Annotated in this window: 26 protein-coding genes, 1 rRNA gene and 1 riboswitch; of the genes, 15 read left to right on the forward strand and 12 right to left on the reverse strand. The window is 42.4% G+C overall.

All coding sequences use genetic code 11. From position 1 onward, the window contains the following. Nucleotides 1–300: 300 nt before the first annotated feature. Genes NX845_RS17385 through NX845_RS23455 form a run of 6 tightly spaced genes read left to right on the forward strand, consistent with a single transcriptional unit; the run spans nucleotide 301 to nucleotide 7195 of the window. A complete protein-coding gene (locus NX845_RS17385) occupies nucleotides 301–2004 on the forward strand; it encodes an AMP-binding protein (RefSeq protein ID WP_017094503.1) in 1704 nt (567 codons plus the stop codon). A 26-nt stretch (nucleotides 2005–2030) separates the two neighbouring features. Continuing rightward, on the forward strand, nucleotides 2031–2891 hold the full coding sequence (locus NX845_RS17390; RefSeq protein WP_017094502.1) for a diiron oxygenase: 861 nt from the start codon (nucleotides 2031–2033) through the stop codon (nucleotides 2889–2891). Further along, entirely contained in the window at nucleotides 2888–3148 is a 261-nt protein-coding gene (locus NX845_RS17395) for a hypothetical protein (RefSeq protein WP_032555445.1), read from the forward strand. Before NX845_RS17390 ends, NX845_RS17395 begins: the two co-directional genes overlap by 4 nt. After that, the gene (locus NX845_RS17400) at nucleotides 3141–5189 is read left to right on the forward strand and encodes an alpha/beta fold hydrolase (protein WP_017094500.1); all 2049 of its coding nucleotides are present in this window, start codon (nucleotides 3141–3143) and stop codon (nucleotides 5187–5189) included. Before NX845_RS17395 ends, NX845_RS17400 begins: the two co-directional genes overlap by 8 nt. Then, nucleotides 5176–6750: an AMP-binding protein gene (locus NX845_RS17405; protein ID WP_017094499.1), complete on the forward strand. Its 1575-nt coding sequence runs from the start codon at nucleotides 5176–5178 to the stop codon at nucleotides 6748–6750. The genes NX845_RS17400 and NX845_RS17405 overlap by 14 nt, the downstream gene beginning before the upstream one ends. Beyond that, complete coding sequence (locus tag NX845_RS23455) at nucleotides 6743–7195, forward strand: HIT family protein (protein WP_017094498.1); 453 nt, start codon at nucleotides 6743–6745, stop codon at nucleotides 7193–7195. Before NX845_RS17405 ends, NX845_RS23455 begins: the two co-directional genes overlap by 8 nt. Nucleotides 7196–7387: 192 nt before the next feature. Here the strand turns inward: NX845_RS23455 and NX845_RS17410 are convergent, their stop codons facing one another. Then, nucleotides 7388–8107 carry an SDR family oxidoreductase gene (locus NX845_RS17410; RefSeq protein ID WP_108162599.1) on the reverse strand — a complete coding sequence of 240 codons (720 nt, stop codon included), beginning with the start codon at nucleotides 8105–8107 and terminating at the stop codon, nucleotides 7388–7390. Between the two features lie 210 nt (nucleotides 8108–8317). Between NX845_RS17410 and NX845_RS17415 the strand changes: the two genes are divergently transcribed. Then, nucleotides 8318–9223 (forward strand): LysR family transcriptional regulator, encoded by a 906-nt coding sequence (locus tag NX845_RS17415; protein ID WP_004733015.1) that lies wholly within the window; start codon nucleotides 8318–8320, stop codon nucleotides 9221–9223. 47 nt (nucleotides 9224–9270) lie between these two features. On the opposite strand, the gene NX845_RS17420 is transcribed toward NX845_RS17415, so the two are convergent. Then, complete coding sequence (locus NX845_RS17420; RefSeq protein WP_017103534.1) at nucleotides 9271–9609, reverse strand: helix-turn-helix domain-containing protein; 339 nt, start codon at nucleotides 9607–9609, stop codon at nucleotides 9271–9273. A gap of 105 nt (nucleotides 9610–9714) precedes the next feature. Between NX845_RS17420 and NX845_RS17425 the strand changes: the two genes are divergently transcribed. Together NX845_RS17425 and NX845_RS17430 are read left to right on the forward strand one after the other, a co-directional pair. Continuing rightward, nucleotides 9715–10482: an SDR family NAD(P)-dependent oxidoreductase gene (locus NX845_RS17425; protein WP_009846265.1), complete on the forward strand. Its 768-nt coding sequence runs from the start codon at nucleotides 9715–9717 to the stop codon at nucleotides 10480–10482. A gap of 134 nt (nucleotides 10483–10616) precedes the next feature. After that, a complete protein-coding gene (locus tag NX845_RS17430) occupies nucleotides 10617–11270 on the forward strand; it encodes a cupin domain-containing protein (RefSeq protein ID WP_102576273.1) in 654 nt (217 codons plus the stop codon). Nucleotides 11271–11347: 77 nt separating this feature from the next. On the opposite strand, the gene NX845_RS17435 is transcribed toward NX845_RS17430, so the two are convergent. Beyond that, nucleotides 11348–11986 carry an NAD(P)-dependent oxidoreductase gene (locus NX845_RS17435; RefSeq protein ID WP_017087102.1) on the reverse strand — a complete coding sequence of 213 codons (639 nt, stop codon included), beginning with the start codon at nucleotides 11984–11986 and terminating at the stop codon, nucleotides 11348–11350. A gap of 154 nt (nucleotides 11987–12140) precedes the next feature. On the opposite strand from NX845_RS17435, the gene NX845_RS17440 reads away from it, so the two are divergent. Further along, on the forward strand, nucleotides 12141–13037 hold the full coding sequence (locus tag NX845_RS17440) for a LysR family transcriptional regulator (protein WP_102576272.1): 897 nt from the start codon (nucleotides 12141–12143) through the stop codon (nucleotides 13035–13037). Between the two features lie 146 nt (nucleotides 13038–13183). Here NX845_RS17440 and NX845_RS17445 read toward each other — a convergent pair whose 3' ends face one another. Next, a complete protein-coding gene (locus NX845_RS17445; RefSeq protein ID WP_260257029.1) occupies nucleotides 13184–14032 on the reverse strand; it encodes a hypothetical protein in 849 nt (282 codons plus the stop codon). A gap of 382 nt (nucleotides 14033–14414) precedes the next feature. Beyond that, nucleotides 14415–15071, reverse strand: coding sequence for a 3,4-dihydroxy-2-butanone-4-phosphate synthase (ribB, locus tag NX845_RS17450; RefSeq protein ID WP_054546292.1), 657 nt, complete (start codon nucleotides 15069–15071; stop codon nucleotides 14415–14417). Between the two features lie 185 nt (nucleotides 15072–15256). Then, a riboswitch (FMN riboswitch) is annotated at nucleotides 15257–15407 on the reverse strand. Between the two features lie 387 nt (nucleotides 15408–15794). On the opposite strand from ribB, the gene NX845_RS17455 reads away from it, so the two are divergent. Continuing rightward, complete coding sequence (locus tag NX845_RS17455) at nucleotides 15795–16541, forward strand: phosphatase PAP2 family protein (protein ID WP_260257030.1); 747 nt, start codon at nucleotides 15795–15797, stop codon at nucleotides 16539–16541. A gap of 52 nt (nucleotides 16542–16593) precedes the next feature. Here the strand turns inward: NX845_RS17455 and NX845_RS17460 are convergent, their stop codons facing one another. From NX845_RS17460 to NX845_RS17475, 4 genes are all read right to left on the reverse strand, one after another. Next, nucleotides 16594–16956 (reverse strand): MmcQ/YjbR family DNA-binding protein, encoded by a 363-nt coding sequence (locus NX845_RS17460; protein WP_260257031.1) that lies wholly within the window; start codon nucleotides 16954–16956, stop codon nucleotides 16594–16596. A gap of 78 nt (nucleotides 16957–17034) precedes the next feature. Further along, a complete protein-coding gene (locus NX845_RS17465) occupies nucleotides 17035–17760 on the reverse strand; it encodes a sulfite exporter TauE/SafE family protein (protein ID WP_017083156.1) in 726 nt (241 codons plus the stop codon). Between the two features lie 224 nt (nucleotides 17761–17984). After that, nucleotides 17985–19196, reverse strand: coding sequence for an MFS transporter (locus tag NX845_RS17470; RefSeq protein WP_017092195.1), 1212 nt, complete (start codon nucleotides 19194–19196; stop codon nucleotides 17985–17987). Nucleotides 19197–19211: 15 nt separating this feature from the next. Continuing rightward, nucleotides 19212–19439, reverse strand: a complete 228-nt coding sequence (locus NX845_RS17475; RefSeq protein ID WP_076644891.1) for a hypothetical protein — start codon at nucleotides 19437–19439, stop codon at nucleotides 19212–19214. A gap of 396 nt (nucleotides 19440–19835) precedes the next feature. Between NX845_RS17475 and NX845_RS17480 the strand changes: the two genes are divergently transcribed. Beyond that, a complete protein-coding gene (locus NX845_RS17480; protein ID WP_029222369.1) occupies nucleotides 19836–20450 on the forward strand; it encodes a YitT family protein in 615 nt (204 codons plus the stop codon). A 136-nt stretch (nucleotides 20451–20586) separates the two neighbouring features. Here NX845_RS17480 and sigZ read toward each other — a convergent pair whose 3' ends face one another. Continuing rightward, nucleotides 20587–21201 (reverse strand): RNA polymerase sigma factor SigZ, encoded by a 615-nt coding sequence (sigZ, locus tag NX845_RS17485; RefSeq protein ID WP_054541540.1) that lies wholly within the window; start codon nucleotides 21199–21201, stop codon nucleotides 20587–20589. Continuing rightward, on the reverse strand, nucleotides 21185–21481 hold the full coding sequence (locus NX845_RS17490; RefSeq protein ID WP_004733042.1) for a helix-turn-helix transcriptional regulator: 297 nt from the start codon (nucleotides 21479–21481) through the stop codon (nucleotides 21185–21187). Before NX845_RS17490 ends, sigZ begins: the two co-directional genes overlap by 17 nt. Before the next feature lie 233 nt (nucleotides 21482–21714). Here NX845_RS17490 and NX845_RS17495 point away from each other — a divergent pair, with 233 nt between their 5' ends. After that, nucleotides 21715–22815 (forward strand): permease, encoded by a 1101-nt coding sequence (locus NX845_RS17495; protein WP_065681115.1) that lies wholly within the window; start codon nucleotides 21715–21717, stop codon nucleotides 22813–22815. Between the two features lie 102 nt (nucleotides 22816–22917). Here NX845_RS17495 and trmY read toward each other — a convergent pair whose 3' ends face one another. Further along, entirely contained in the window at nucleotides 22918–23517 is a 600-nt protein-coding gene (trmY, locus tag NX845_RS17500) for a tRNA (pseudouridine(54)-N(1))-methyltransferase TrmY (protein WP_004733046.1), read from the reverse strand. A gap of 256 nt (nucleotides 23518–23773) precedes the next feature. Here trmY and NX845_RS17505 point away from each other — a divergent pair, with 256 nt between their 5' ends. Together NX845_RS17505 and NX845_RS17510 are read left to right on the forward strand one after the other, a co-directional pair. Beyond that, nucleotides 23774–24298 carry a DUF3087 family protein gene (locus NX845_RS17505; protein ID WP_102576316.1) on the forward strand — a complete coding sequence of 175 codons (525 nt, stop codon included), beginning with the start codon at nucleotides 23774–23776 and terminating at the stop codon, nucleotides 24296–24298. A 605-nt stretch (nucleotides 24299–24903) separates the two neighbouring features. Next, nucleotides 24904–24978: ribosomal RNA gene (locus tag NX845_RS17510) — 16S ribosomal RNA — on the forward strand; the annotation flags it as partial.

The raw sequence follows: 24978 nt of genomic DNA on the forward strand, positions 1-24978 counted from the left end.
GTTGAATTAACAGTAATATATTCGGGCAACAAATGTACTCCGAAGTTACCTCACCATTTTGTAAATGACCTTTCTAATTTATAAAATAATCATTTATCGGGCTAAGTGTTGCTGTCTCATATCTCAGTTTAATAACTAGATGATAAGTATTTGTTGCTCAAATGTTAATAAAAATTAATGTGGTCTGACCAAGTGGTGGTTAAATTTACACCTTTTTTGGGGAGCTTAAATTTATCGAAGTGCTGTAGCGTTGTTGAATTTAAGGTCTGAAACCGTTTAATAACTAAGGAAAGTTAAACTATGACAACTTACTGTACGCCGTTAGAACAGTTGAAAGCTAATGTTAAAAAGCACCCTGACAAAGTGTGGCTTCATCAACCTGTTGATCGTAAGTGGCATACTTATACATGGTGTGAGGCAGATATCGCGGCACGGAAAGTCGCAAAAGGTTTAGTTGACAATGGACTAGTCGAGGGGGACAAAGTCTCCATCATCGCTAAAAATTCGGCAGAGTGGTACATATGTGACTTAGCAATAATGATGGCTGGTCTGATTAGTGTCCCGATTTACCCAACAGCAAGTTCAGACAACATAAAGTACGTGTTGGAACATAGTGGCGCTAAAGCGATGTTTATTGGCAAACTTGATGATTCCAAAGAGCTCAGCAAAGCTTTACCTGATTCATTAATTACCATAGCAATGCCTAGTGCTAAAGTTGATTGCAAGCTTGATTGGCGTGCTTGGTTGCCGATGTTAACGCCACTTGAAAATATTAACATCCCCAGCCTTAACGATACGTTTTCGATCATCTACACCTCTGGTAGCACTGGTTTGGCAAAGGGAGTTGAACTTAGTTATTTAAACGTTGCGTCGTCAGCAACATCTGGCAGTGAGATATTTTTTCAACCGGGGGAAACTCGCGTTATGTCTTATCTGCCATTAGCTCATATCACTGAGCGTTGTGTGGTTGAACTTCCATCGATTTATAATCCAGCTGAAGTGTTTTTTACTGAATCAATTGATACCTTCATTGAAGATGTTAAATATGCTCGCCCAACTGCTTTCCTCTCAGTACCAAGACTATGGACTAAGTTCCAGTCTAAAATCTTGGCGAAGATGCCAAATAATCGTTTACAGCTACTACTAAAAATCCCGTTTATTGGCCAAATTGTTGCGCGTAAAATACGTGAAAATCTAGGACTTCAAGACACGGTTTTATTTGGGTCTGGTAGTGCACCTATTTCCCCAGAAGTGCTTCTGTGGTTCCATAAGATCGGTATTAGTATCGGTGAAGGTTGGGGGATGACAGAAACGTCAGGCCTATCGTGTAGCAATGTCCCTTTTGATTTCGAGCACCTTGGAACAATTGGAACGCCTCAACCGTGTGTCGAAATGAAATTATCTGAAGAAGGTGAAGTTCTGATCAAAGGGGATGCTGTCTTCTCGGGATATTACGCAAATGAAGAAGCCACCAAAGCCGCTTTTGAAGAGGGTTGGTTTAAGACGGGTGATAAAGCCGAGCTTAATGCTAATGGCTCGTGGCGAATTATTGGACGAGTAAAAGAACAGTTTAAGACGAGTAAAGGAAAATACGTTTCACCTGTACCCATTGAAAGCAGCTTAGGTAGGAATCCAGATATTGAACAAGTGTGTGTTATGGGAATTGGTAGAAAACAACCGATTGCATTAATTGTTTTAGGCGAAGGCACACCTAGTACCGCTGCGCATGTACGAAAAGAACTTAAAGCTACTTTAAGGAAAGTAAACAGAGAATTAGAAGCTCATGAGCGGCTAGATCACCTGATTTTAGTTGAGCTGCCCTGGAGTATTGAGAATGGCTTGCTAACGCCTACATTAAAGCTCAAAAGGGATAAAATTGAAGAGCGTTATGAACACTTACTTAACTTGAATTTACCTTATGAGGTCATCATTGAAAGTAAATTAACAGAGAAAGATAAGTCTTCTAACACTGCTTACTCTAAACGAGTGTCTGCAAGCGCATAAATAATCTAAATTAGACGGAACTAACAATGTCACAGCTATTAAGAAGGACAGACAACTTATCTAAGTTGTCTGTGAATAAGCACAACTATGCATTTAGTTTTTTTAATTGGCCCCAACATATTGAAGAGGACTCATGGTGGCAATCTCCTGATATTTTAAGTGTTAGCCTTACTGAAAAATTCGAAACTTTTTCTGAAGAACAACTTAAAAAATTATCTAAATGGGAGTGCGTTAATACTTTTAGCCTCAATTATACCGGAGAGTTGGAGTTGATACATGAGGTAAGCCGGATACTGAATAAAGTTACACTAAAAGATGCTAGAGAATATCTTTTTCATTTGATTGATGAAGAAAACCAGCATATGTGGTATTTCCATAAGTTTTGTAAAGATTATACCAATACTGTTTATCCTAATAGAAAGTTTCAATTGGAAAATCCAGTATTAACTCCTTCTGAAGAGCAGTTTTTAATATTCGCGAGAATATTGATTTTTGAAGAGATTGGCCACCACTATAATGTTGTTAATGCTAAAGATGAGCGTGTTCACCCTTTTGTAAGAGAAATAAATGAAGAGCACTACAAAGACGAATCAAGACATATAGCATACGGTCGTCAACTTCTTGAATACTTGGCTCCTGCGGCGCTTGAAAGTGAGGGAAGCCCTCAAATGTTAGCGAAGCAGCTACAAACATCGATAGATATTAATATTGGAGCACTCTATAACACATCTGCATATCGTGATGCTGGGATATTAGAACCACTGGCACTGAGAACTGAACTAATGAATAATCCAATGCGCATCGAATTCCATCGAGAAAAATTATTGAAACATGTCACTCGATTGCTCATCAGGTGCGGTATACCTTTGGAGGAAGCTTATCAATGAGTAATAAAATGGAAAAAGGATTCTTGGAGTTGTGTGAATGGTTACAAAAACGAACAAAATTAAATTCACCAATTGAACACGATATTGATTTAATTAAAAACAAGATCGTAGATTCTCTTGTTTTTGTTGAGTTCTTAATGGTTCTTGAACAGTCAACAGGCTTGATTATTGAAGTCGATGAAACTCTTCATGATAAAGTAAAAACCCTAGCTTCGGTAAAAAAACACTTCTTTGAGGATGAAAATCAATATGTCTAATAAAAGCCAACAGATCAATTTGCTCGAACTTATTAAACAACCTCTTTATGATAGTCAAGAATCTATTTTTATAACTGGAGCGACGGGCTTTCTAGGAGGTAACTACCTTTACTGGAAGTTACATACTCCAGGAAAAATATTTGTTCTATCCAGAGGCGATTCTGAGCAAGAGGCACTTTCGCGTATTAAAAATAACTTGAAATCCTGTGCTCAAAGTTATGATCTGCCGGATATCCCAGAAGATGAGTTAGAGCGGAAGCTCGTGTGTGTTCGAGGAGACCTCAAGTCACAAGGATTAGGACTCAGTCAAAAGCAGATAATACAGTTACAACAAGCAAATATAACCGAAATATGGCATTTTGCAGCAAGTTTATCTTATCGTTGGGAAGACCAAAATAAAATTGATGCGACAAACTTAATAGGTACTCAAAACTTACTGGATGTTTCAGAAAAGTTGAAAGTTAAGCGATTTATTTATATCTCAACAGCATATACCGCAGGTAAAACTAGCGGGTCAATAAAGGAGCAACTGCATAGCGAGGATACAGAATTTACTAACTATTACGAACAGAGTAAGTGCTATGCGGAAAAGTTAGTTTCACAATATACTGCATCTATGGGGATTGCTTCCACGATAGTTAGACCTTCCATTGTTTTGGGGCCAGTATTGACTCAGCGCAGTGGAGGAACTCGATTTGGTTTGTATGGGTTTTTTAATGAGATGTATCAGATCAAATCAACGTTATCTCAGTTAAACCATAAAATTCGACTCGTAGGCGATCCCGAAGCTGTTGGCAATTTTATTCCTGTCGATCAGGTAGTAGCAGACTTACTATATCTACGGTCGATTAACTTTGGTTCACAACCTATTTATCATTCTGTAAACCCCTCAAACTTAAGGGTCTTTGACGTAATTCAACAATGTGAACAACACATAGGGACTGACTGTATTAACATTGTTGATTCTAGAGATAGTGAAACGACAACACTTGAATCAATGTTTGATGGAAGAACAGAGTTCTATGAAGGGTATTATGGCACGTTGAAATCTTTTGAACGTTCACTGCCTCATCATAAGCCAATGTCACTAAATGTTATGGATAACTATATTCGTATGTTTCAAGAAGAACTTGTTCTTGAAGGTAGCGATGATTCGTTTGAACGTCATCAAGTAAAGACTTGGGATGGTAACTTACTAACTGTATACACAATGGGGTCACCTAAAAAAGAGACGATCATTATTGCTAACGCATATGGGATGCCAGTTGATTTTATGCAACCTCTCGCCTCTCGCTTGTCGCGAGATTATCACGTTATCACTTGGGATACCCGTTGGGTGCCTGGAGTTACTCAAGGTTTTGAATTAGAAAAGTGTCACTCATTAACGCATGCAAGGGATGCGATAAGCCTACTCGATTCCTTCGACGTTAAACAAGCTTCAATGATAGGTTGGAGCAGTGGTGTCCAAGTTACACTGCGAGCCTTGAGTGCATTTCCTTCTCGTTTTTCTTCAGCAGTACTCTTAAATGGAGGAATTTCATTGCAGAAAAGGAAGTTACCAGTAAGTGAATTCGAACAAAGTTTGAAGAGTCTTCTCCCCAAAATTAGCTCGTCTAGAAGAAATGCAGAACTATATTGTCAGTTGATATATGGAAACATCCAAGGAGATGCTGACGATAAAAGAGCAATCAATTCGGTAATAAGTAGCACTGACCCGAGATTAATGGCAATGACAAGCCTACCTTATCAAAACAGTGAAACGTTGTACCGATATGCCAATATGATGAACAACTTATTTAATGAACGAGACGATGCATATACAAGTGATGCTCATCAACCAATGTTAGTTGTTGGTTGTCAGAACGATGAAATTACACATCCTGAATCTGCTGTTGAGCTGTCGAGGTCTTTGAGTAATGGTCGATTGTTAATGTTAGAAGATAGTGGTCATTTTGCTCATTACTATGACAGCTCGCTTGCGGAGTCGATCATCCAATTTATCGCGCAATTTAAAAAGGAGCAAGAAGGTGTTCCAGCTTAGTCTTCGACTTAAGCAAGCTTTTCAAGCACACCGAGAACGACCTGCATTATGGGTAAAAAATGTAACATATACCTATGAGCAGCTTGAAGATCGCGCCAGTCAGTTGGCGCGATCTTTACTCCAGCTAGAGCAACCCAATGCTCTACTATTGGTTGGAAAATCGTTCGACGGTTATGCTTCTATACTTGCTTGCACGTTATCTAAAATAACTTACATTCCTCTCAACAATACATTTCCTGTTGAAAAAATTGCCTCGATTATTCGTACGAGCGGATGCAGTACTTTATTAGTCGATGAAGAAAGCATTGACTTACTAGAGTCTCTATTACCTTTGTGTGATAGGAAGCTGAAAATTATTCGTTCATATGATTTAGCGATAGATATCCATGAGGATAAGATTTTCAAAATAGGTTCTAGGCGTAGTGATCTTACTTCAGGTTGCAATGAACAAAAGTTTGATAATTTGCAGAGTTCTTATGTTTATCTAATGTTCACTTCAGGTAGTACAGGATTACCAAAAGGCGTACCAGTTAATGAGCAGAACTTACTTAGTTATTTAGATGGCATTACTTCACTGTACAACTTCGATCATCTAGATAGACATAGTCAGTTTTTCGATTTTACGTTTGATCTATCGGTTCATGACATTTTTGTATGTTTGACCACTGGTGGGTGCCTATATGCAGCCACTGAGTTTGATAAATTGCTTCCGACTAAGTTTGTTAACACCCACAAGTTAACAGTCTGGTTTTCCACGCCATCAATGGTGACATTTGCGAAGCAGGCAATGGGAGAACGTTTTCAGTTTGAAAAGATGCCAACATTGAAACACAGCCTTTTTTGCGGTGAGGCTTTAACGGACAGTGTTGTTGAAGACTGGAGTTGTTTGGCTGAAAACTCAACATTGGACAATCTGTATGGGCCAACAGAAGCAACAATTGCGTTTACTTTGTTTAGGGTTAATAGAGACGATGAAGCAGCGCATCCAATAGTCCCAATTGGAAAGCCTTTTGGCCAAAACAGCTGCGTTATTTTGAATGATGAGCTGCTCCCTGCCGAGTTTGGTGAAGTGGGGCAACTTTATTTGACTGGCCCTCAGGTTGTAGACGGGTACTGGACAGATAGTGATAAAACAAACCAAGTTTTTATAGAATGGTCACCATGGAATGATAGCGTTGTTCAACGGCTTTATAAGACCGGAGATCTGGCGAGCTATGACTCTAGTGGCGTAATGTACTTCCATGGACGTGTCGATCATCAAGTCAAGCTCAGAGGCTATCGCATAGAGATACAAGAAATTGAATCATTGATTCGTCGTTTTACTGCTTCAGATAGGATCGTAGTCGTTCCGTACCCTTATGGAGAAAAGGTGTGTACTGGTTTAACTTTGTGTCATAACGAGCTTGGCTTTAGTGCAGAGGATCTAGTTGAGCTTTGTCGTTCGTCGCTACCTACATATATGGTGCCCGATACCATCGTTTTTTTAGATAAGATTCCTACAAACAGTAGTGGAAAGTTAGATCGTAGAGCCATTATGGAGCTGTTGAAAGCCAATGAATAAAGTTTTTAACGCTACTCAATCATGTATTTTTTGTCAGATTAATCGTGATCAATCTGCTCATTTCCTCATTGCGAAGTCTAACAGTTTGAGAGCTGTACTTGACATACATCCGATAACGGAAGGTCACTTACTTATTCTCAGTAGAAGTCACGTTTCTCATCTTGAAGAGCTAAATGATGATGAATACAAGGAGTTGTTCTTGTTCGCTAAGAAGTTGGGGCTGAGAGTTATCGAGGCATTTGATGATGTCAATGATTATACATTGGTGGTAAACAATGGAACATATTCAGGACAGCATATTCCTCATGCTCATATTCACTTAATTCCACGACGGAAATGGGACAACATTAATTTTTACTGGCGATTACTTACAAGGTTTATTAACCCGACCGTTTCAAAAAGGCGCTTGCTAAAAGTGTCTCAAAAACTGAAAAGTCATTTTTGAAGTCGACGACTGTTTGTATCAAGCGAAACGCAATGGTAGAGACAGGGTAGAGAGCAGTTCTGACAGAGATACAAAAACGTGTTTTCAGCGAACAAGCAGCAAATAAAGAAGGGACCTGCAATCTATTTCTAGTTACAGGTCCCTTCTTTATTTAATGTCAATTATGACGTGATGTTTGTTATTGCGTAAAGCCTATGGCTGTTGCTTAGTTGGTGCTAGAGCAATCTCACGGATACATACGTTTTGCGGTTGTTGGTAAGCGAATGATACTGCGCGAGCAATATCGTCAGCTGCCAATACGCCGCCCATGTCTTCTTTCCAAGAATCGTAACCGTCTTTGATCTCTTGAGATGTTGTGTGAGACAGAAGCTCAGTCTCTACAGCACCCGGTGCGATAGTGGTAACACGAACATTTGAAGCAGCAACTTCTTCACGAACGTTCTCAGAAATCGCGTGTACTGCGAATTTAGTACCACAGTAAGCAGCATGGCTTGGGAAAGTTTTCTTACCCGCGATAGAGCTGATGTTGATGATAGTGCCTGTATTGCGTTCCATCATCGGAGCAAGTACAGATTGCATGCCGTTTAGAAGACCAATTACGTTCACGTCGAACATTGTCTTCCACTCTTGTGCGTCTTGAGTATCGATTTGACCAAGAAGCATCGCGCCAGCGTTGTTGATAAGCGCATCTACAGGACCAAATTTCTCTTCACCTTGTGCGATTGCTGCATCAAAAGACGCTTTGTCTGTTACGTCTACTTTCACTGATAGTGAGTTTGGTAGGTTCAACGCTTCAAGGCGGTCAACACGACGAGCTAAAAGTAGCAGAGGGTGACCTTCATCGCTTAGACGACGAGCGATTGCTTCACCAATACCAGAGCTTGCACCTGTAATTACGATTAGTTCTTTCATTTTATTTCCTCTGTACTTTTATTGCGTCGGTTGGCTACGACGTGTTGTTTAAGTGCATTCGAATCAAGTGCTTGTTGCCTTGCTTCGTTGCGATGGAGGTATATTAAGGAAAATAACATTGTTGATATATAGCTCTTTACTTGAAACACTGTTGCTGTGGTGCAACAATAAAAGCGTCTATCTCATAACTTCATTAGTAAGCTGGCGACTATGCTCAATCAAATTAACCTGTCTGATATTCGCTCTTTCGTGCTTATCGCTCGTTTAGGTAATTTCACCAAAGCGGCTGAGGAGTTGGATGTGTCTCGTTCCCACGTATCACGCCAAGTGAGTAGCCTAGAAAAACAGATGGGAGTGACCCTGTTTATCCGCACCACTCGAACTTTAAGGCTGACGCACGCAGGGCAAGATCTATACGCGAGATGTGAACAAGCCTTAGATAATATAGACCAAGCCTTGATTGCTGCGGTGGACGATGTCGAAGAGGTGCGCGGCGATATAAAAGTAAACTGTGTTGGCGGTTATCTTGGTGAGGTGATCATCGCGGATCTAGTCAATGAGTTTATGCAGCTTTACCCAGACATCAGCATCAGTCTTGATTTCAGTAGTAACCGAGTCGACTTGATTGAAGACGCGTTTGATATTGCTTTTCGCATGGGAAGCTTAGAAGACGCGGGCTTTATCGCTAGAAAGCTATTAGACATCGAGATGGGAACGCTCGCGAGCCCTGAGTATTTCGCTCGTAAAGGAAAGCCAAGTCATCCTAAAGATCTGATCCACCATGACTGCTTAACGGGATCGGTGCGTAAGTGGAGCTTTCAAGCGCTAGATGACACCAAGAAAACGGTCGATGTGCATGTGACGGGCAGACTGCAATGTAAAAATGGCCGAGTGTTGGTGCAGGGCGCGAAGTCGGGCAACGGAATTATTCGTGTACCAACCATCTATTGCTTACAAGAACTCAACGACGGGCAATTGCTGCAAGTGTTTGAAGAATGGGTGGTGCCTAAGGTCGACTTTTCAGCGATCTACCATCGAGACCGCTATCAACCAAGCCGAATTCGAACCTTCATTGATTTTGTGAAAGGCCGTTTTGAGCAAATGCCAGTCAGCTAAATAGTGCTTGCTGACCATTATTTGGAATAGAGCAGATTCGCGTGGGCTTACATCTCGTCGATTTCGTTTTGTAGGTTTTCCAACTGCTCTAGAATCAACAAGAACTTCTCGCCGAACGGAGTCACTTGGTATTCAACTCTTGGTGGCAGTTCGTTGAACATTTGCTTATCTAAAATCCCAAATTCTACATTTCGCTTCAAACATTCATTCAATACCTTGGTCGATAACCCTTCGACCGAGCGCACCATTTCACCAGGGCGATTAATGCCATTTGCCAGCAATTGGTAGACCGTTAGCGACCATTTACAGCCGTAGATGGTTTCTACCATGCGAGCTGAGCGCTCTGGTGCTGATTTTCTTGAAAAAAAGTTTTCCTGATTTTTCATAAAGATGTACCAATAAGTACCTACCTAACCGATTTGTACTTACTATTCATAGTGTTAGTTCAAGGCCTAAGATTACCACGTTCACATGACTTAGGAGATAACAAAATGAACTTCACTAAAAATGGTATTGCAGTAGTAATCGGTGGCACGAGCGGTATGGGCTTTGAAACAGCGAAGCAGTTAGTCGCTCAAAACATCCATGTGTTGGTTGTCGGCAATAACCCAACTAAGTTAGATAAAGCGGTGTCAGAACTTCAATCACTAGGCCACGCTTCTGGTTGGCAAGCTAACCTTTATGATGATGCGAGTGTGTCTCGCCTTATTGCGCATTTAGAGTCGCTCGAAGAAGGTATTGGTTACCTTGTTAATGCTGCAGGTTACTTCAACCCTAAAGCGTTTATTGAGCACCAAGAATCTGATTACGAGCAATACATGCAGCTTAATAAAGCAACCTTCTTCATCACTCAAGCGATAAGTAAATTGATGATCAAGAACGGCGGTGGCAGTGTGGTTAACGTTGGTTCTATGTGGGGTAAGCAAGCAATCAAAGCGACGCCATCTTCTGCCTATTCAATGGCTAAAGCTGGCCTGCACGCATTAACACAACACATGGCAATGGAACTGGCTGAGCATAACATTCGTGTGAATGCGGTTTCCCCGGCTGTGGTTAAAACACCGATTTACGAATCTTTCATCAAACCTGAAGAAGTGGATCAAGCGTTAGAAGGTTTCAACGCATTCCATCCGATTGGTCGAGTTGGTTTGCCGAAAGACATCGCCAATAGCATCTCTTTCTTACTGTCAGACAGTGCTGATTGGGTCACGGGTGCAATCTGGGATGTTGATGGCGGTGTGATCGCTGGCCGCAATTAATTAGGCTTCTTTTCAGGAGGCTGTCGCGTAGGCAAATAGCAGCGAGATGGCCTCCTTGATGAGTATTCGCGTAGAATAGAAACGAGAAAGACAACAATAATAATTAAAACGATAACAAGAGTAAGGTCGCCATTATGTTCAACATGGACTTTTCAAAAAAGCTGGTTATAGAAACCGAGATATTAGATTGGATCGCGAGCCCTGCCAAAGGGGTATGGCGTAAGCCGCTTGAAAGAGAAGAGAAAGAATCAGGTCACACGACCAGTGTTGTGAAGTACGAACCGGAATCTTCGTTTTCTGAGCACCCGCATCCGCAAGGCGAAGAAATCTTCGTGTTAGACGGTGTTTTCTCTGATGAAACTGGAGATTTCCCTGCCGGTACTTATATCCGTAATCCCCCGGGCAGTGCGCATTCTCCATCAAGCAAAAATGGCTGCACGATCTTGGTGAAGCTCAACCAGTTTGATGCGAGAGACTTAACTCAAGTTCGCATTAATACTCTAGAAACAGAGTGGCTTCCGGGTATTGGTGGTTTACAAGTGATGCCACTGCATGAATTCGAGCACGAGCATGTCGCTTTAGTGAAGTGGCCTGTTGGCGAACGTTTTCAGCCGCACCGTCACTTTGGTGGTGAAGAGATTTTTGTGTTGTCAGGTACTTTTAAAGATGAACATGGTGAGTATCCAAAACACACATGGATGCGTAGCCCTCATATGAGCGAGCATTTCCCTTATGTGGAAGAAGAGACGGTTATCCTAGTGAAAACGGGTCACTTGCCATTGGGTTAAAGGAATGCTCCATATAAAGATGAGAAAGCCGCATTGTTTTGAACAAGCGGCTTTTTTAGTTTTTATATATGAGCTGACTAGTAAGCGACACCAATGCGTTGGCGTGGGAACTTGCCAGCTTCGAGTTCATCAATCATCGCGATAGCGTAGTCGCTGACGGATATTTTGCTGTTGCCATCTTCGTCAGTGAGCAGTTGATCACCACCTGTGCGGTAGGTTGATAGCTTATCGCCCGGGAAGATTTCCGCAGCAGGGCTAACGAATGTCCAGTTAACCTTGTCATTAGATTGTTTGAACACTTCAAGCGCTTCACCCTGTGCTAGCGCTTCGTTTTTGTAGTCCGCAGGGAAGTCAGGAACGGTAACTAACGGTACGTTTGGCGCCACTTCTAATGAGCCTGCACCTCCTACCCAAAGTAGACGTTCGATGCCAATGCTTGGCAATGTATCAAGCAACTTAGCTGCTGTGTTTTTTACGATGTCGTGATTGCCTAGAGCGCGTCCACCAATCGAAGCAATTACCGCATCAACGCCTGAGAAAGCGGTCGCTAGACTTGCCGCTTCATCTTGTAAATCAAATGAACGAACTTCAACATCGCTGATTTCTACGCGGCTTGCATCTCTTACAACAGCAACAACTTCGTGTCCGCGAGATTGAGCTTCTTGAGCGATGTGACTACCAATCCAACCTGATGCGCCTAATACTGCAATTTTCATAATGTCTCTCCAATTATCTAATTTATTGAGTCTGTTTCTCGACAGCCATTGCAGTCTAATAGCTCACTAGATTGCGATAAATATCGCGAAATGATGTAGATTGTATCTATACAGTTATCTAATAGGCTTGGTTAAGTCGGTAAGGGAGAGTGTGATGGACAGGTTGACGGCGATGCGTAGCTTTGTTGAAGTCGCAAATTGCGCCAGTTTTACTCAAGCAGCAGAGCATTTGGACATGAGCCGTTTACAGGTTTCACGGCATGTTCAAGAGATCGAAGGGTGGTTAAAACAAAGGCTTCTGCACAGAACGACTCGTAAGGTAAGTTTGACGACAGCGGGGGAGATTGCGTTACAACGTTGCGAAAAAATACTCCATGAAACGGCGGAGCTAGAAGTCACTGCACTTAATCAAACCGATGCTCTTTCAGGTGTGATTCGCATAGCTGCACCCATTGGCTTGACTCAACATATGCTGTTGAGTGTGGTTGAACAGTTCACAGAGCTTCATCCCAGTATCACAGTAGAGCTTTTTGCTTCTGACCATTTTGCTCAGCTGGTGGACGACAGAATCGATATTGCGCTGCGCTATACCGATCAACCTGACGATAGTTTGATTGCTCGAAAGCTAATGGAAATTGATTCGGTGGTGTGTGCCTCACAAGACTACCTAGACAAACACGGTGAACCTGAAACGGTTGAAGCGCTTAGACAACACAATTGTTTTCGTCATTTGAGTGTCTCTAAGTGGGATTTTGTTAAGGATAACCAACATTATTCGGTTGAGGTGTCGGGGACTATTAAGGCCAATGATGTTGGGGTGTTAGCTCGCGCCGCACAGCATGGCAAAGGGGTTGTTCGATTACCTTGTGATTTAGCGAATCCGTTGATTGCTGAAGGGAAGCTGAAACGAATTTTGGATGATTTTGTTTCACCGAGTAGTGTGCTTTGGGCGGTGTACTTGTCCCGTAGTTATCAGCTGCCTGTTGTTCGTCAGTTCATTGATTTTGCAGCAGAAGCTTGGTCTAGCGATATCAAATCTGGAGACGTTTAAGCTTACATCGCTCATAACTTGTCTCGTCCTAAAATAGAACCAAATAAATATATAAGCCCATAAATACAAAAATCCGATATCAAAGGTGATATCGGATTTGAACTCAATAATTCAGAGTTCCAGCACGCTCTCCTCTCACGAAGTCTTTACATGTAATGATGTACGGATAATCGGGTGTTTATCGCCTTATCGTTGATGCTAGGTAAAGGCTGATACAAGCTTTTGGTAATGTCTGATAATACTTGGTCGTAGACTTGCGATACCACAGTAGAGATATCACTGGTTAACTCGTACATGCTATCTGCTGGTTGGGTCGCTTCAGTGCTTGATGCGATCTCGGTAAGTGCATGCATCGCACGTGTACAAATGGGTGACCCACTGCTGATAGGGCAAATAATCGATAATTGGTTGAGTTTGCGGTGTGTCTGAGATGCGTAGAATTTGAATCTCGCATACTCCTCAGGCTTCTCCATATCAGGTATGCACATTCTCAGCTTGGTCAAGATCTCCATGCAGTCTAAGATCTGTTGCCAGTTCATGTGGTACTCACGGCTCATGTCTTCTCGCTCAGACTGGATCAGCCAGATGATCATCACTTCATCCATCAAGAACATGCTGTGGCGAATTGTTTTGCCATGAATCGATTGGTTACGCACCAAGCTGCGGTTTTGCCAGTCGCTGTGCATTGCGATGAGTTTTAGATGGTAGATGCGATACATAGGGCGACTATCAAACGACACATGAGATTGAAGCAGTTCAGACACCTCAAGTATGTTGTCGTAAATCTTATTCACTTTGCGAATCGAGTCGCTAGACAATTTATACGCCAGAGCGTAATGCGTTGCAGCGCGATGTTTACGTGATAACAGCAATAGCTCTCTAAGCAAAACTAAGGTTTCGAACCGGTGTGATAGCGCTGTTTCTCTCTTCCTTGAGAAATGATACAGGGCGGAAAGTACTAATAGGGATAAACCCACTGAAATAACTACAAACATATTCTACTCCTAACATCTGTATACCTACTTAGTGGTAGTGCAGACACCGTGCCAAAATATATAATTGTTATATTTCAATTGCTTACGTTTTTGTGATGATTGTAAATGGTCAACATTGGTGCATGATCTCACCATTTGGGTGAGTGTTTCTCATATTTTGCAGGATTTTTTGAGAGGTTACGCTTTTCTAAGTGATTTGGCTGAGTAGGTTCCGATAACTAGACATACGTCGGCGATCCACCGCTGTCTCGTCTCAAAATACGGAAATTAAAAAGGCCTAATTCTTTAATGCTATTAACTAGAAACAGCATTAAAGAATTAGGCCTTTCAATATTTATTAGCGATCCAATTATCGCCAGCGCTGGACACTGACGATTAAGCGTTATGCAAGCTTAAGGTCGAACTCAGTACGGTACATAACCATATCTTCTATGGTCAGAACTGGCATGTTGTGCATTTTACCGAAAGCAACGATCTCTGGCGCTTTTGCCATCGTGCCATCTGGGTTTGTTACTTCACACAGTACACCGGCTGATTGAAGACCTGCCATTTGCATAAGATCCACAGTGCCTTCTGTGTGACCGCGGCGTGCAAGTACGCCACCTTTACGAGCGCGTAATGGGAATACGTGGCCAGGGCGAGCAAGGTCAGTAGGCTTAGCTGTTGGGTTTGCAGCTGTCTTGATCGTTGTTACACGATCAGCGGCAGAAACACCTGTCGTTACGCCAATTTTTGCTTCGATAGTCACCGTAAACGCAGTTTGGTTTGCGCTGTTGTTATCTACAACCATAGGTGGAAGTTCAAGTTGGTTTGCTTGCTCGTCGGTTAGACACAGACACACGATGCCGCTGCATTCACGGATCATTAGTGCCATTTGAGCATTGGTTAGGTGTTCTACTGAGTAGATGATGTCGCCTTCGTTCTCGCGATCTTCATCGTCAAGTAAAAGTACGCCACGACCTTCGCGTAGAGCTTGCAGTGCGTTTTCAACGCGAGTGATTGGTTCGCCAAATTCGGCAAGTAATGAAGACTGATTCATGGTTAAACTCCTAAAATATCACCAGAATCAGGGCTGTATGAGGGATCTCAACCGAGCACGACAAAGCTAACTCATTACAAGAGGCTTTAGCTCATTATGGTTTTATCCAAAACGAAATGCACCCGTCTAAGTTGGAGGAATGAACCCAATAAATGGGCATGCCTTTCCAACTTAAACGAGTGTGTTTTCATTCTCTCTCATCCGGACTATGACCGTCGGCTCTGGCATCTCACCAGATCTGCTGACCTCGACGAATCGAGCGCTCGCGGGCTTATCTTTAGATTTTGCTAAGGACATACCGCCGGTGGGGAATTTCGCCCCGCCCTGAGAATAAAAATTAATAATTTGTTTTGCTTTGAAAGCAGACCAGATGGTAATCCTTTCAATAGTGGATTTAAAGGACTGACAGCAAAGTTTTTTAGATTCTGCTCTTTGAATGCGGTAAGTGCTCATTTTATCAACGAAACAGACATCACTTGGTTTGCATACACAGTTGTGCGTAGATTTTTGATGTTTGAAAGGATTTTTATGTGTCTATGAACATGAGTGTGTGTCCAATTCATATCGTTGATAAAGCAAATGTTTATCAAATGAATGCTAACGTGGCTTAATAATTCAATATTGTTACACCATGACGTCTTACTGACCGTTTTGACATAAAATTGATATTAGCGCTGCTAAGCTGAGATAGCATTCGGACACTTTATCTAAAAGATCTTAGCCATGACTTCTCTGTTCTCTAACAAATCCAAAGGCTTATTACTTCTCGTTCTAAGTTTGTATTCTCTCGTACCTTTTTTGATCTTTGGATCGAACTTTGACCTTGGAAGTGCGGTTTTGCCTTTCTATGGTGCCTTCATGACGTTCGTGACGTACTCAGCAGGCAATCAAGGATTCTTGGTAACGCTAGCTGTTTTGTCTCTGGCATTGCTCACGATGAAGTTTTCCAAAGCTAAGCGAGTCAGCCTGTGTCTGCAGCTTGGCCTGTTGTTGGTTCTTAGCTTTGCAGCGAAAACCTTCTTAAAGCATTCAACAGAAAGCCCTCGACCTTATTCTGAGTATTTGGTGACGCAAGAAGTTGTCGAAATGCCAGAAGTGTTTTATGAACTGCCACTGGTAGAAAAGAACGCAGCGATTGCATCTGTGCAAGATAAGGTGAGTGAGTGGCGAACGCGCCACTGGTTGGGTGAGACTGACTATTCTTTCCCATCTGGACACATGATTTTCGTCGGTGTGTGTTTGGCGTTCTTCGGTGGATTGTTTTTAGAAGCGAAGCGTTTTTATTTGGTAGGTGGTTTACTGGTTTGGGCTGGTGGTGTCGCTTACAGCCGAGTTTGGCTTGGCATGCACCGCCCAGAAGACTTAGCCGGATCTATCGCTTTTGCAGGTCTTATCTATCTATTGGTGCCGCTTATCTCAGAGCAAAAAATAGAACGCTATTTACCTGCATTTTTGAAACGGACTTCTTAGGGATCCTTCCTCACTCCGAAAGAGGGCTCAGATTAGCAATACGTGATAAACGTTATTGATTGAGCCCTAGTTCTGCTTGTTTCTTTTTGGTTAGCCCTAATGAAACAATTCGGTGTGATTCAGTGAGGTAGTATCTCAGCTCCTCATCCCTTTCTGATGTGCTTTCAAAAAGCTGAATCCACTTCATTCCGCGCGAAGCAAAGTAGGGCGCGGGTTTATAGCCAAGTTCCTCTTTCAGAAAGTCGAAGTTCTGATCGGATGCCTTAAAGATAAACGCAGTCTCATCTTTCGGTCCCCAACCACCAATCGCAAACACCTTGCCACCCACTTTCCAAACGTGCGAGTTATTCCACTGCATCACATAACTGGTTGCAGGCAGTGACTTGCAGAATGCATTGAATTCGTCGTAAGTCATAGAGCGTCCTTTTATCTATTGGGTGTTTGATCTGTGTTGGTTTTCTAAGATGTCTTTTCCGGTCTTTATCGTCAATAACTAGCCAGCTAAACCCTGCCAGATTGCCGTAAAGCCACTGAGAGAACATAGCAGTAATGAACCAATGCGTATCTTCTCTTTAGGGATGCTTTGTGTCGTCATTAACGCCACTTTGTAACCCAACCAAGCAGCAGGCAGCAAAGGTATAGTGATGATCAAGTGGTGTAGCGTGAAGAAGCCAATTGGGATCTGTACAACCAATGAAATGATCGAACTAAACACGAAAAACGCAGAAAGGTTACCACGAAGCTGATTGGCATCTTGGTGTTGGAGTAGCAGTGCCATCGGTGGACCACCAATACCAGAACTGGTGCCAAAGAACCCAGAGAAGAACCCTGCAATACCCATCTTGATTGGGGTTGGTTCGAGTCTGAATGGCAGTAGGCTAACAATCACGGCAAATACCACCAATAAGCCTAACCATAATGACAACACGCTCGTTGAAACCATCACCAATAATGCTCCGCCTGCCAATGAGCCCGGAATGCGGCCCAGCAATGCGATTTTTAACCCGCCAATAGAAATGTTTGCACGGTGTTTAAAGGCGTTGAATAAAGAGATAAACAGGCCAACCAAGCAGATAGGCGCAGGTACATAGTCTGGTGAAACCAAAAACAGCAGTGGGGCTGCAACAATAGCCAAACCAAAGCCGATTGCGGTTTGCACAAATGAGCCAGCAAAAATGAGTGCCATTGCGATAAGGACAGTCTGATCTATGTATTCCATAAGCCTGCGGATTAGTTTTAAAGGAGCGAGTGGATACTATAAATTAAAACGAAAAGGATAGTCTTATTATTCAGTGAGGTTTATGCAAATATCGGCCGTTTTAATTGGTGAAATAGTGACTAACAAAAAAGCGAGTGAGTATATCAGGATGTTTTCCTTCAATACTCACTCGCTTTATTGGAACGACTTGTTGTTTACGCTAGTGGGGGAGTCAGCGTTAAACGTTAAGCCATTGCCAATTTCAGTCGCTCAATCGGCTTGTCATTGATTGGTAAATGGATAAGCGCTGCCGCAAATGCAAGTACCACGGTTGACCACCAGATTGGCTCGTAAGAACCGTAGTAATCGTAAATACGACCGCCAACCCAAGCGCCTAAGAAGCTACCCACTTGGTGAGTAAAGAACACCAAACCGTACAACGTTGATAGGTAACGGGCACCGAAGATCTGACGAACTAAGCCAGACGTTAGCGGAACTGTACCCAACCAACAAAAACCAATCGCCGCGCCGAAGATAGCCGCGGTTGACTCAGTCACAGGCAAAGTGACAAACGCACCGATAACCACAGTACGCACTAAGTACAGTGCCGACATTACATGGCGTTTGCTGAACTTGTCGCCCATCACACCCCAGAAGTAAGACCCGAAGATGTTGAAGATGCCAACGTAAGCCAGTGCCATTGCTGCGCTGCTCGCGGGTAGGTTTTTGTCTGCTAAGTAACTTGGTAGGTGCGTCGCAATGAACATTACGTGGAAACCACACACGAAGAAGCCCGCGTGAATTAACCAGTAACTTTTGCTCGCAAACGCCTCAGACAGCGCTTCTTTTAGCGTTTGGTTCTCTTCAGCTTGCGCTTGTTTGTTTGAGGCTGCTTTAGGCGCTCGCATAAACAGCGCAAAAGAGATCATGAAACAACAAAGTACGCCAAAGACTTGCATCGCACTCTGCCAGTCAAATTCGTTCAACATGTATTGCGCGCCCGGAATTACCGCGAACATACCAAATGAACCTGCTGCTGTGGTTAAACCAAATGCCTTAGCTGCGTGCTCTGCAGGTACTACTTTTGCTACGGCACCTAATACGATCACATAGCTCGTCGCACTTAATCCAAGGCCAACGAGCGCGCCTAGTGAAACGTAAAGCATGCTTGATTCGGTAGAAATAGAGGTAAGAAGTAAACCCAAACCGTAAGCACATGCGCCAGCAATAATGATGCGTCTTGCTCCCCATTTGTCAGCAGCCATACCAACAAAAGGTTGGAACACGCCAAACAATAGGTTTTGTAGCGCAATCGCGAAGCTGAAAAACTCGCGACCTGTACCGAAATGTTCTGAAATTGGCATCATGAAAATGCCGAATGATTGTCTGATCCCTAGACTGATAATAAGTGTGCCTATCCCAAGCCATACCAGTAAAGGAAAACGGAAAATGCTCATTCTAATACTCTTAAATTAATGGTGGTGATGTGAGTGGTCTTGCGCTGACATATGTTGGTCAGTCATCTCATGGTGATGTTCGTGCCCAGAATGCTCATGCGCTGATTGCTGGTGGCAGCCACTGCTCACGGCATGCTGAGCCAAGAGATCAATCAATGGCTGACTGTGATGCACAATAACCAAACTAATGACGAGAAATAGCGTCATTCTGGCCAGTTGGGCAAAAAGAGATTGTGAAAACATAAGGTGTTTACATGCGCTCAATGTTGTAAGAAGTCGCGCATCATAATGACGAGTAGGGTATGTATCAAATGACCATTTGTGATTTAGTCTATGCGTTTTACGCATAGATTTATGCGTCGTTAGAATTGGGGCGAAACGTGACCAATAAATAGGAAAACTCGAAGTTTACTGGTTAATAGATAGAAGTATGTAATTAAGAATGAAAGCTCAAATGCAAGATTGTAACTGTCTGTTTAATTGAAGATTTCACAAAACTGTAAAAACTAATATACAAACTAATCACTAATCAACATTGGCCATTCACTCGACTTATCTGTCAAACATCGTAAATTTGGGCATAAATCGTTTCAAAATTACTGAAACGCGATGTTAAAAGATTCAGGGAGAGTCATTCACATGGATAAAGATCATAACCTTCGCGAAAATTTACTGGCACTGCTCTTAGGTAGCGCACTGGTTTCACTCGGCGTTATCTTTTTCAACCAAGTCGGTTTGCTCACCGGAGGCACGGCTGGTCTAGCGATCTTCATTACCAAAGTAACAGACCTAAGCTTTGGCCAAGTGTTCTTCGCACTTAACTTACCTTTCTATATTTTGTCGGTTGCTCGTATGGGCTGGCGCTTCACCATCAATACCTTTATCGCGGTTTCGATTGTTTCGTTCGCTGTGGATCACTTGTATCACGTGATTCAGATTGCCGAAATACATGCATTGTATGCAGCGTTAATTGGTGGTGGCTTGATTGGTACCGGCATGTTGGTGATTTTCCGTCATAAGATGAGCTTAGGTGGCTTCAACATTCTGGCGTTGTTCTTACAAGAACGTTTTGGGATTCGAGCAGGTAAGGTTCAGATGGCACTAGACTGCACGATTGTTGTGCTTTCTCTGTTCATTGTTGATGTGTCATTGGTTCTCCTGTCTGTGCTTGGTGCGATAGTCACCAACTTGATTCTAGCAATGAATCATAAACCGGGGCGCTATCAACCTGTGGTAAAAGCGGAAGCAGCATAGTTCGGTTCGATCAAGCACTAGGTTCGCTTAAGCACTCGATTCGCATAAACAAAGCGTGATTTGCAGATTATGAAACAACAAAGCCAGCATCAATTGCTGGCTTTGTTCTATTGAAATAACGGGTTCGATGTAGCGATTAACACTTGCCGCAGCTAGCGTCCCGCTTAAGCTCGCAATCAATCACATTGCCTTGTTGATCAAGGGACAAGTTACAGCACTCTTCAAACAAGTTCTTAAGATCCCCGCGGCTTTTCTGAACACGAGACTTAACGGTTGAGTAGCTGATGTTTTGAGCCTCTGCGATCTCTTTTTGGCTTTGGCCTTTGATATCGACAGCAAGCAGTAGCGATGAACTTTGTTCTGGCAGTGCCTGAATAAAAGGTTCAATACACAATGAGAGCTTCTGCTTAAATTCAGAGTCGTGGTCTAAATCGGTAAACCACAGATCTTCAGCATCAATTTGGCTATCGCGTTGTTGGCGTGCATGCTTACGGTAGAAGTCGATAATGGTGTTGTTGGCTAACTGGAACAGCCAAGCCTTAACACTGCTCGCATCTTGTACCTTGTCTAAGTTCTGATAGGTCTTAATCAAGATATCTTGGAGCAAGTCGTCTACATCCGCTGAATTGTTGATCTTTGAATGCAGGAATGACTTTAATGCTTGCTGATATTCGGCCCAGACTTGTTCGAGCTTTAAAGGTGCCTTATTCAAAGGTGCCCCGTTCAAAGGTGCATCAGTTGCACTGTTCATTTACGCAACACTCGTCTTGTAAGAAATCAATCACGCCTTCTAGACACTCATACTCCGCCACGCAGAATAGAGTTCTTCCTTCTCGTCTTTGGCTGATTAGGCCCGCAGACGCCAAGCTTGATATGTGGTGAGACAAGGTAGAACCGGGAATGCCTAGTTCTTCTTGTAGGCCGCCAACTGCAATGCCTTGATAGCCAGCTTTAACGACACTCTTATAAATGGTTAGGCGAATAGGGTGCCCCAACTCTTTAAGTGCTTTCGCAACGACTTCTAAGTTCATATTAACTCCTCAAGATTTAATTTCGATATTAGTCGAAATGTATGTCGAATTCAAATTTAAAAACGGTGGCTGTGTAAGTCATTGAAAAAATGTGTTTTAGAAAATCATTTCGATTTTTATCGAAATAAAGCTTGATCTGGAGCTGTTTATTTCTATAATTCGAGAATATTCGAAATTAAGGGTTGGTTACTTTTCTCATAGAGCCCGACCTTCAATCCAGTTTGGAGTTAATTATGAGCAATGAAATGTTAACAATGCTAAAAGACGCACTTGATATGTTCGCTTTCTTAGCAGTAGAGCTAATTATCCTTTTCTTAGCGATCAGCTACATTGTTGGGATTCTTCAAGAGTTCCTTACACCAGAAAAGATTCAATCTATCCTGAGCTCACGTAATGGTAAGGGTTATGTAGTAGCAGCACTACTGGGGGCAATTACACCTTTCTGTTCATGTTCGACCATTCCTTTCTTAAAAGGATTGCTGCGTGCAAGAGCGGGTTTCGGTCCAATGATGGTGTTCCTATTCGGTAGCCCGCTATTGAACCCAGTGATCATTGGTTTGTTTGTGATTACCTTCGGCTGGCAAGTTGCTGTGTTCTACTTCCTTGTAGCAATGACGGTGTCTGTAGTGGCTGGTTACGCACTTGAGAAGCTTGGCTTTGAGCGTTACGTAAAACCTGAAGCGTATGAATCAACAGGTTCAGCTTCAAGCTGTGGTACTAGCTGTGGTGACTCTGCTCCTCGAAAAGCAGCGCCAGCTAAAGCGGAATCTTCATGTGGTACAAGTGTATGTGGCGAACCTGCACCAGTAATGACTAAGGAGACATCTTGCTGCGATTCGAAAAAAGAAGAGCCACAAGTCACTGTTTCATGCTGTTCAGCGGATGGAAGCGTAACAGCTGAAATCGTAGAGAAGAAAGAACCTAGCCGTTGGATGAGAATTTGGTTCTCAACTTGGAAAGACTTCAAACAAGTTTTCCCTTACCTGATGATGGGTATCGCGATTGGTTCATTCATCTACGGCTTCATTCCTACAGACTTAATTGCACAGTACGCTGGTGAAGGTATGTGGTATGCGATTCCTGTAGCCGCTGTAATTGGTATCCCACTGTACATTCGTGCTGAAGCGGTAATCCCATTAAGTGCTGCTCTAGTTCAGAAAGGTATGGCGTTGGGTTCAGTAATGGCATTGATTATCGGTAGTGCAGGTGCAAGTTTGACAGAAGTTATCCTACTTAAATCAATCTTCAAGAACCAAATGATTGCAGCATTCCTATTCGTTATCCTAAGCATGGCGATGGGTGCAGGCTTCCTATACAGCTTCATCTTTGGTTAATCAGGCCTGATTGTGTGATAACACCATCGATACCAAGAGATAGACAATTAAAAGAGCTCACATAGTTGAGCTCTTTTTTTGTCTAGACTATTAGTTCGGAGGTTAGAACCCCCTTATATCAAGCTCATTGTTGATCAACACAACACACTGAGAAGCAAACAACATGTTTGGACCTAAGCTGATTTTCTCTGTCCCTAAACGTTTCAAGCTGTTGTAGCTTTTCTTCGGCATAGGGATATGGTCAGTGAGAAGGAAACATGGGTTTTCCGCAATCTCTGCATCACGGATAAAGTCGCCTTTTTTATCCATCATATACAGCTGGTGGTCTTCGGCCAGTTCTTTGACCAATTTTTCAAAGCTCATGGTACGAACAGTGATGCCCGGTTCTACCTGACGTGTTTGCTCTTTTGTCATGCCTTGAGAAGCGTCAACCGCTCTTACTACCGCAGATAACAGTGCAGATTCATGAAAGCCGCCAATGTTGGTGATTTCATTTGAATCGAATGTAATGGTACGTGAAAAGTCTTTAGTACTTTCTAGCACAAGGTGCACGGTGACATTCTCACGGTGAGATTGAGCAACGAAGATCGTGTTCATCAGAGTATGAGCCAGAATCTCAGTATGAGCGTCTTGCCCAACACCTTCTAAGATAAGTTTACTCTCTGTAGGGGCTGCGCGAGCGCGTAATACAAATGAACGCATGGAATGTACCTTGTCAGTATGTGATAAAACGAAACAGACTTTATCAACATGAATTGATGAATAACCAAAATTATGGCGGTATGTAACTCTTTTCTATTAATGAAGTCAAATGGAGTTATGTATAGTACTGATCGGAATAACTCTACGTATTAAATAGAGAGTGACCACATTACAAGATGGTAAAGGTTGAAGCGAACCAAGGTTTACATAGATAGTATGCGCAAATTATTAGGTGACTTACATAAGGAAGTAGGTGATGAAGTTACAGAAGATTAATAAAGAAGAATATAGAAAGAAGATGAACCTACTGTTGGTTTCATTGGTTGGGTCGCTCGCCTTGTTTGCCATCGTATTCGGTAGCATTCTGATTGAACTTTTTGGTTCAGTTGGATCCGTTACTGGGGAAGCGACAGGTAATTTCCATTTGAATGTACTTGGCGTGATTTTATCAGTCGCACTGAATGCCTTTATCGCGAGCCGTGTGAAAGGGCATGATTACTTTAAAGAAGCACTTTATGTGTGGAACCTTAAACAAGTTCACAATCAAATCTATCGTAAGCTTAAGCGTATTCAACCAAAAGCTGAGCAGGGTGATCGAGAAGCATTAACGATCCTTTACTTCTATTACACTACGCAAAAACAGGTATACGACCTAGATAACAATACATTGACGATAAAAACGGTTCAGCAATCGCTAGATAACATAGTGGAGCTAAGTGAAAAGTGGAGTATCGAACTGGATATAGAGGCATTTTCGAAAGATCTAGTCGCAAAATTCTAAGTTATATGCTCTTGATTGTATGAGCTTTAACCTGTGAAAGAGGGTTTTGACGTAAAAGTAGCCGCTTAAGCAACTTTTTTGAATTTTTATTAAAATAGGGGTTGCCATGTTTTCGATGATCTCTATAATGCCGCCTCACTGACACGGCAGACGCTACAAGGCTTCAGCGGTAATCAGTAAGACGGAAAGTTCGAAAGAAATTAATTTTAAAAAGTGTTTGACACTTAAGATTAAATCGCTAGAATTCACGTCCGCTGTCAAAGGTTTCTTTGTAAAAAGAAAGTTTCGATAAGCAAAGCTCTTTAACAATTTAAACCTATCAATCTGTGTGGGCACTCGTTGATGAATATCAAAACGTTTTATTTTCCCTTTTTATAAAGAGAAGTAAAACAGATTCCTCGGAATCAACTTTGGTTTCAATGAACTGAGTGACCAATACGAATAACTACTTTCTCTTGTAGAAAGAAATTATTCGGCACAGTCAATTCATTACCATTCTGTTCCTATTTATTTAAGAAGAGAGGGGTAATAGCTTTAGAATTATATGTTCATGTTTACATGAATATTAGTTTTGAAGTCAGTATTCATTGAGCCGACAAAATCTTAAATTGAAGAGTTTGATCATGGCTCAGATTGAACGCTGGCGGCAGGCCTAACACATGCAAGTCGAGCGGAAACGA

The sequence above is a fragment of the Vibrio sp. NC2 genome, from assembly GCF_025195005.1.
Lineage (GTDB): Bacteria > Pseudomonadota > Gammaproteobacteria > Enterobacterales > Vibrionaceae > Vibrio > Vibrio splendidus.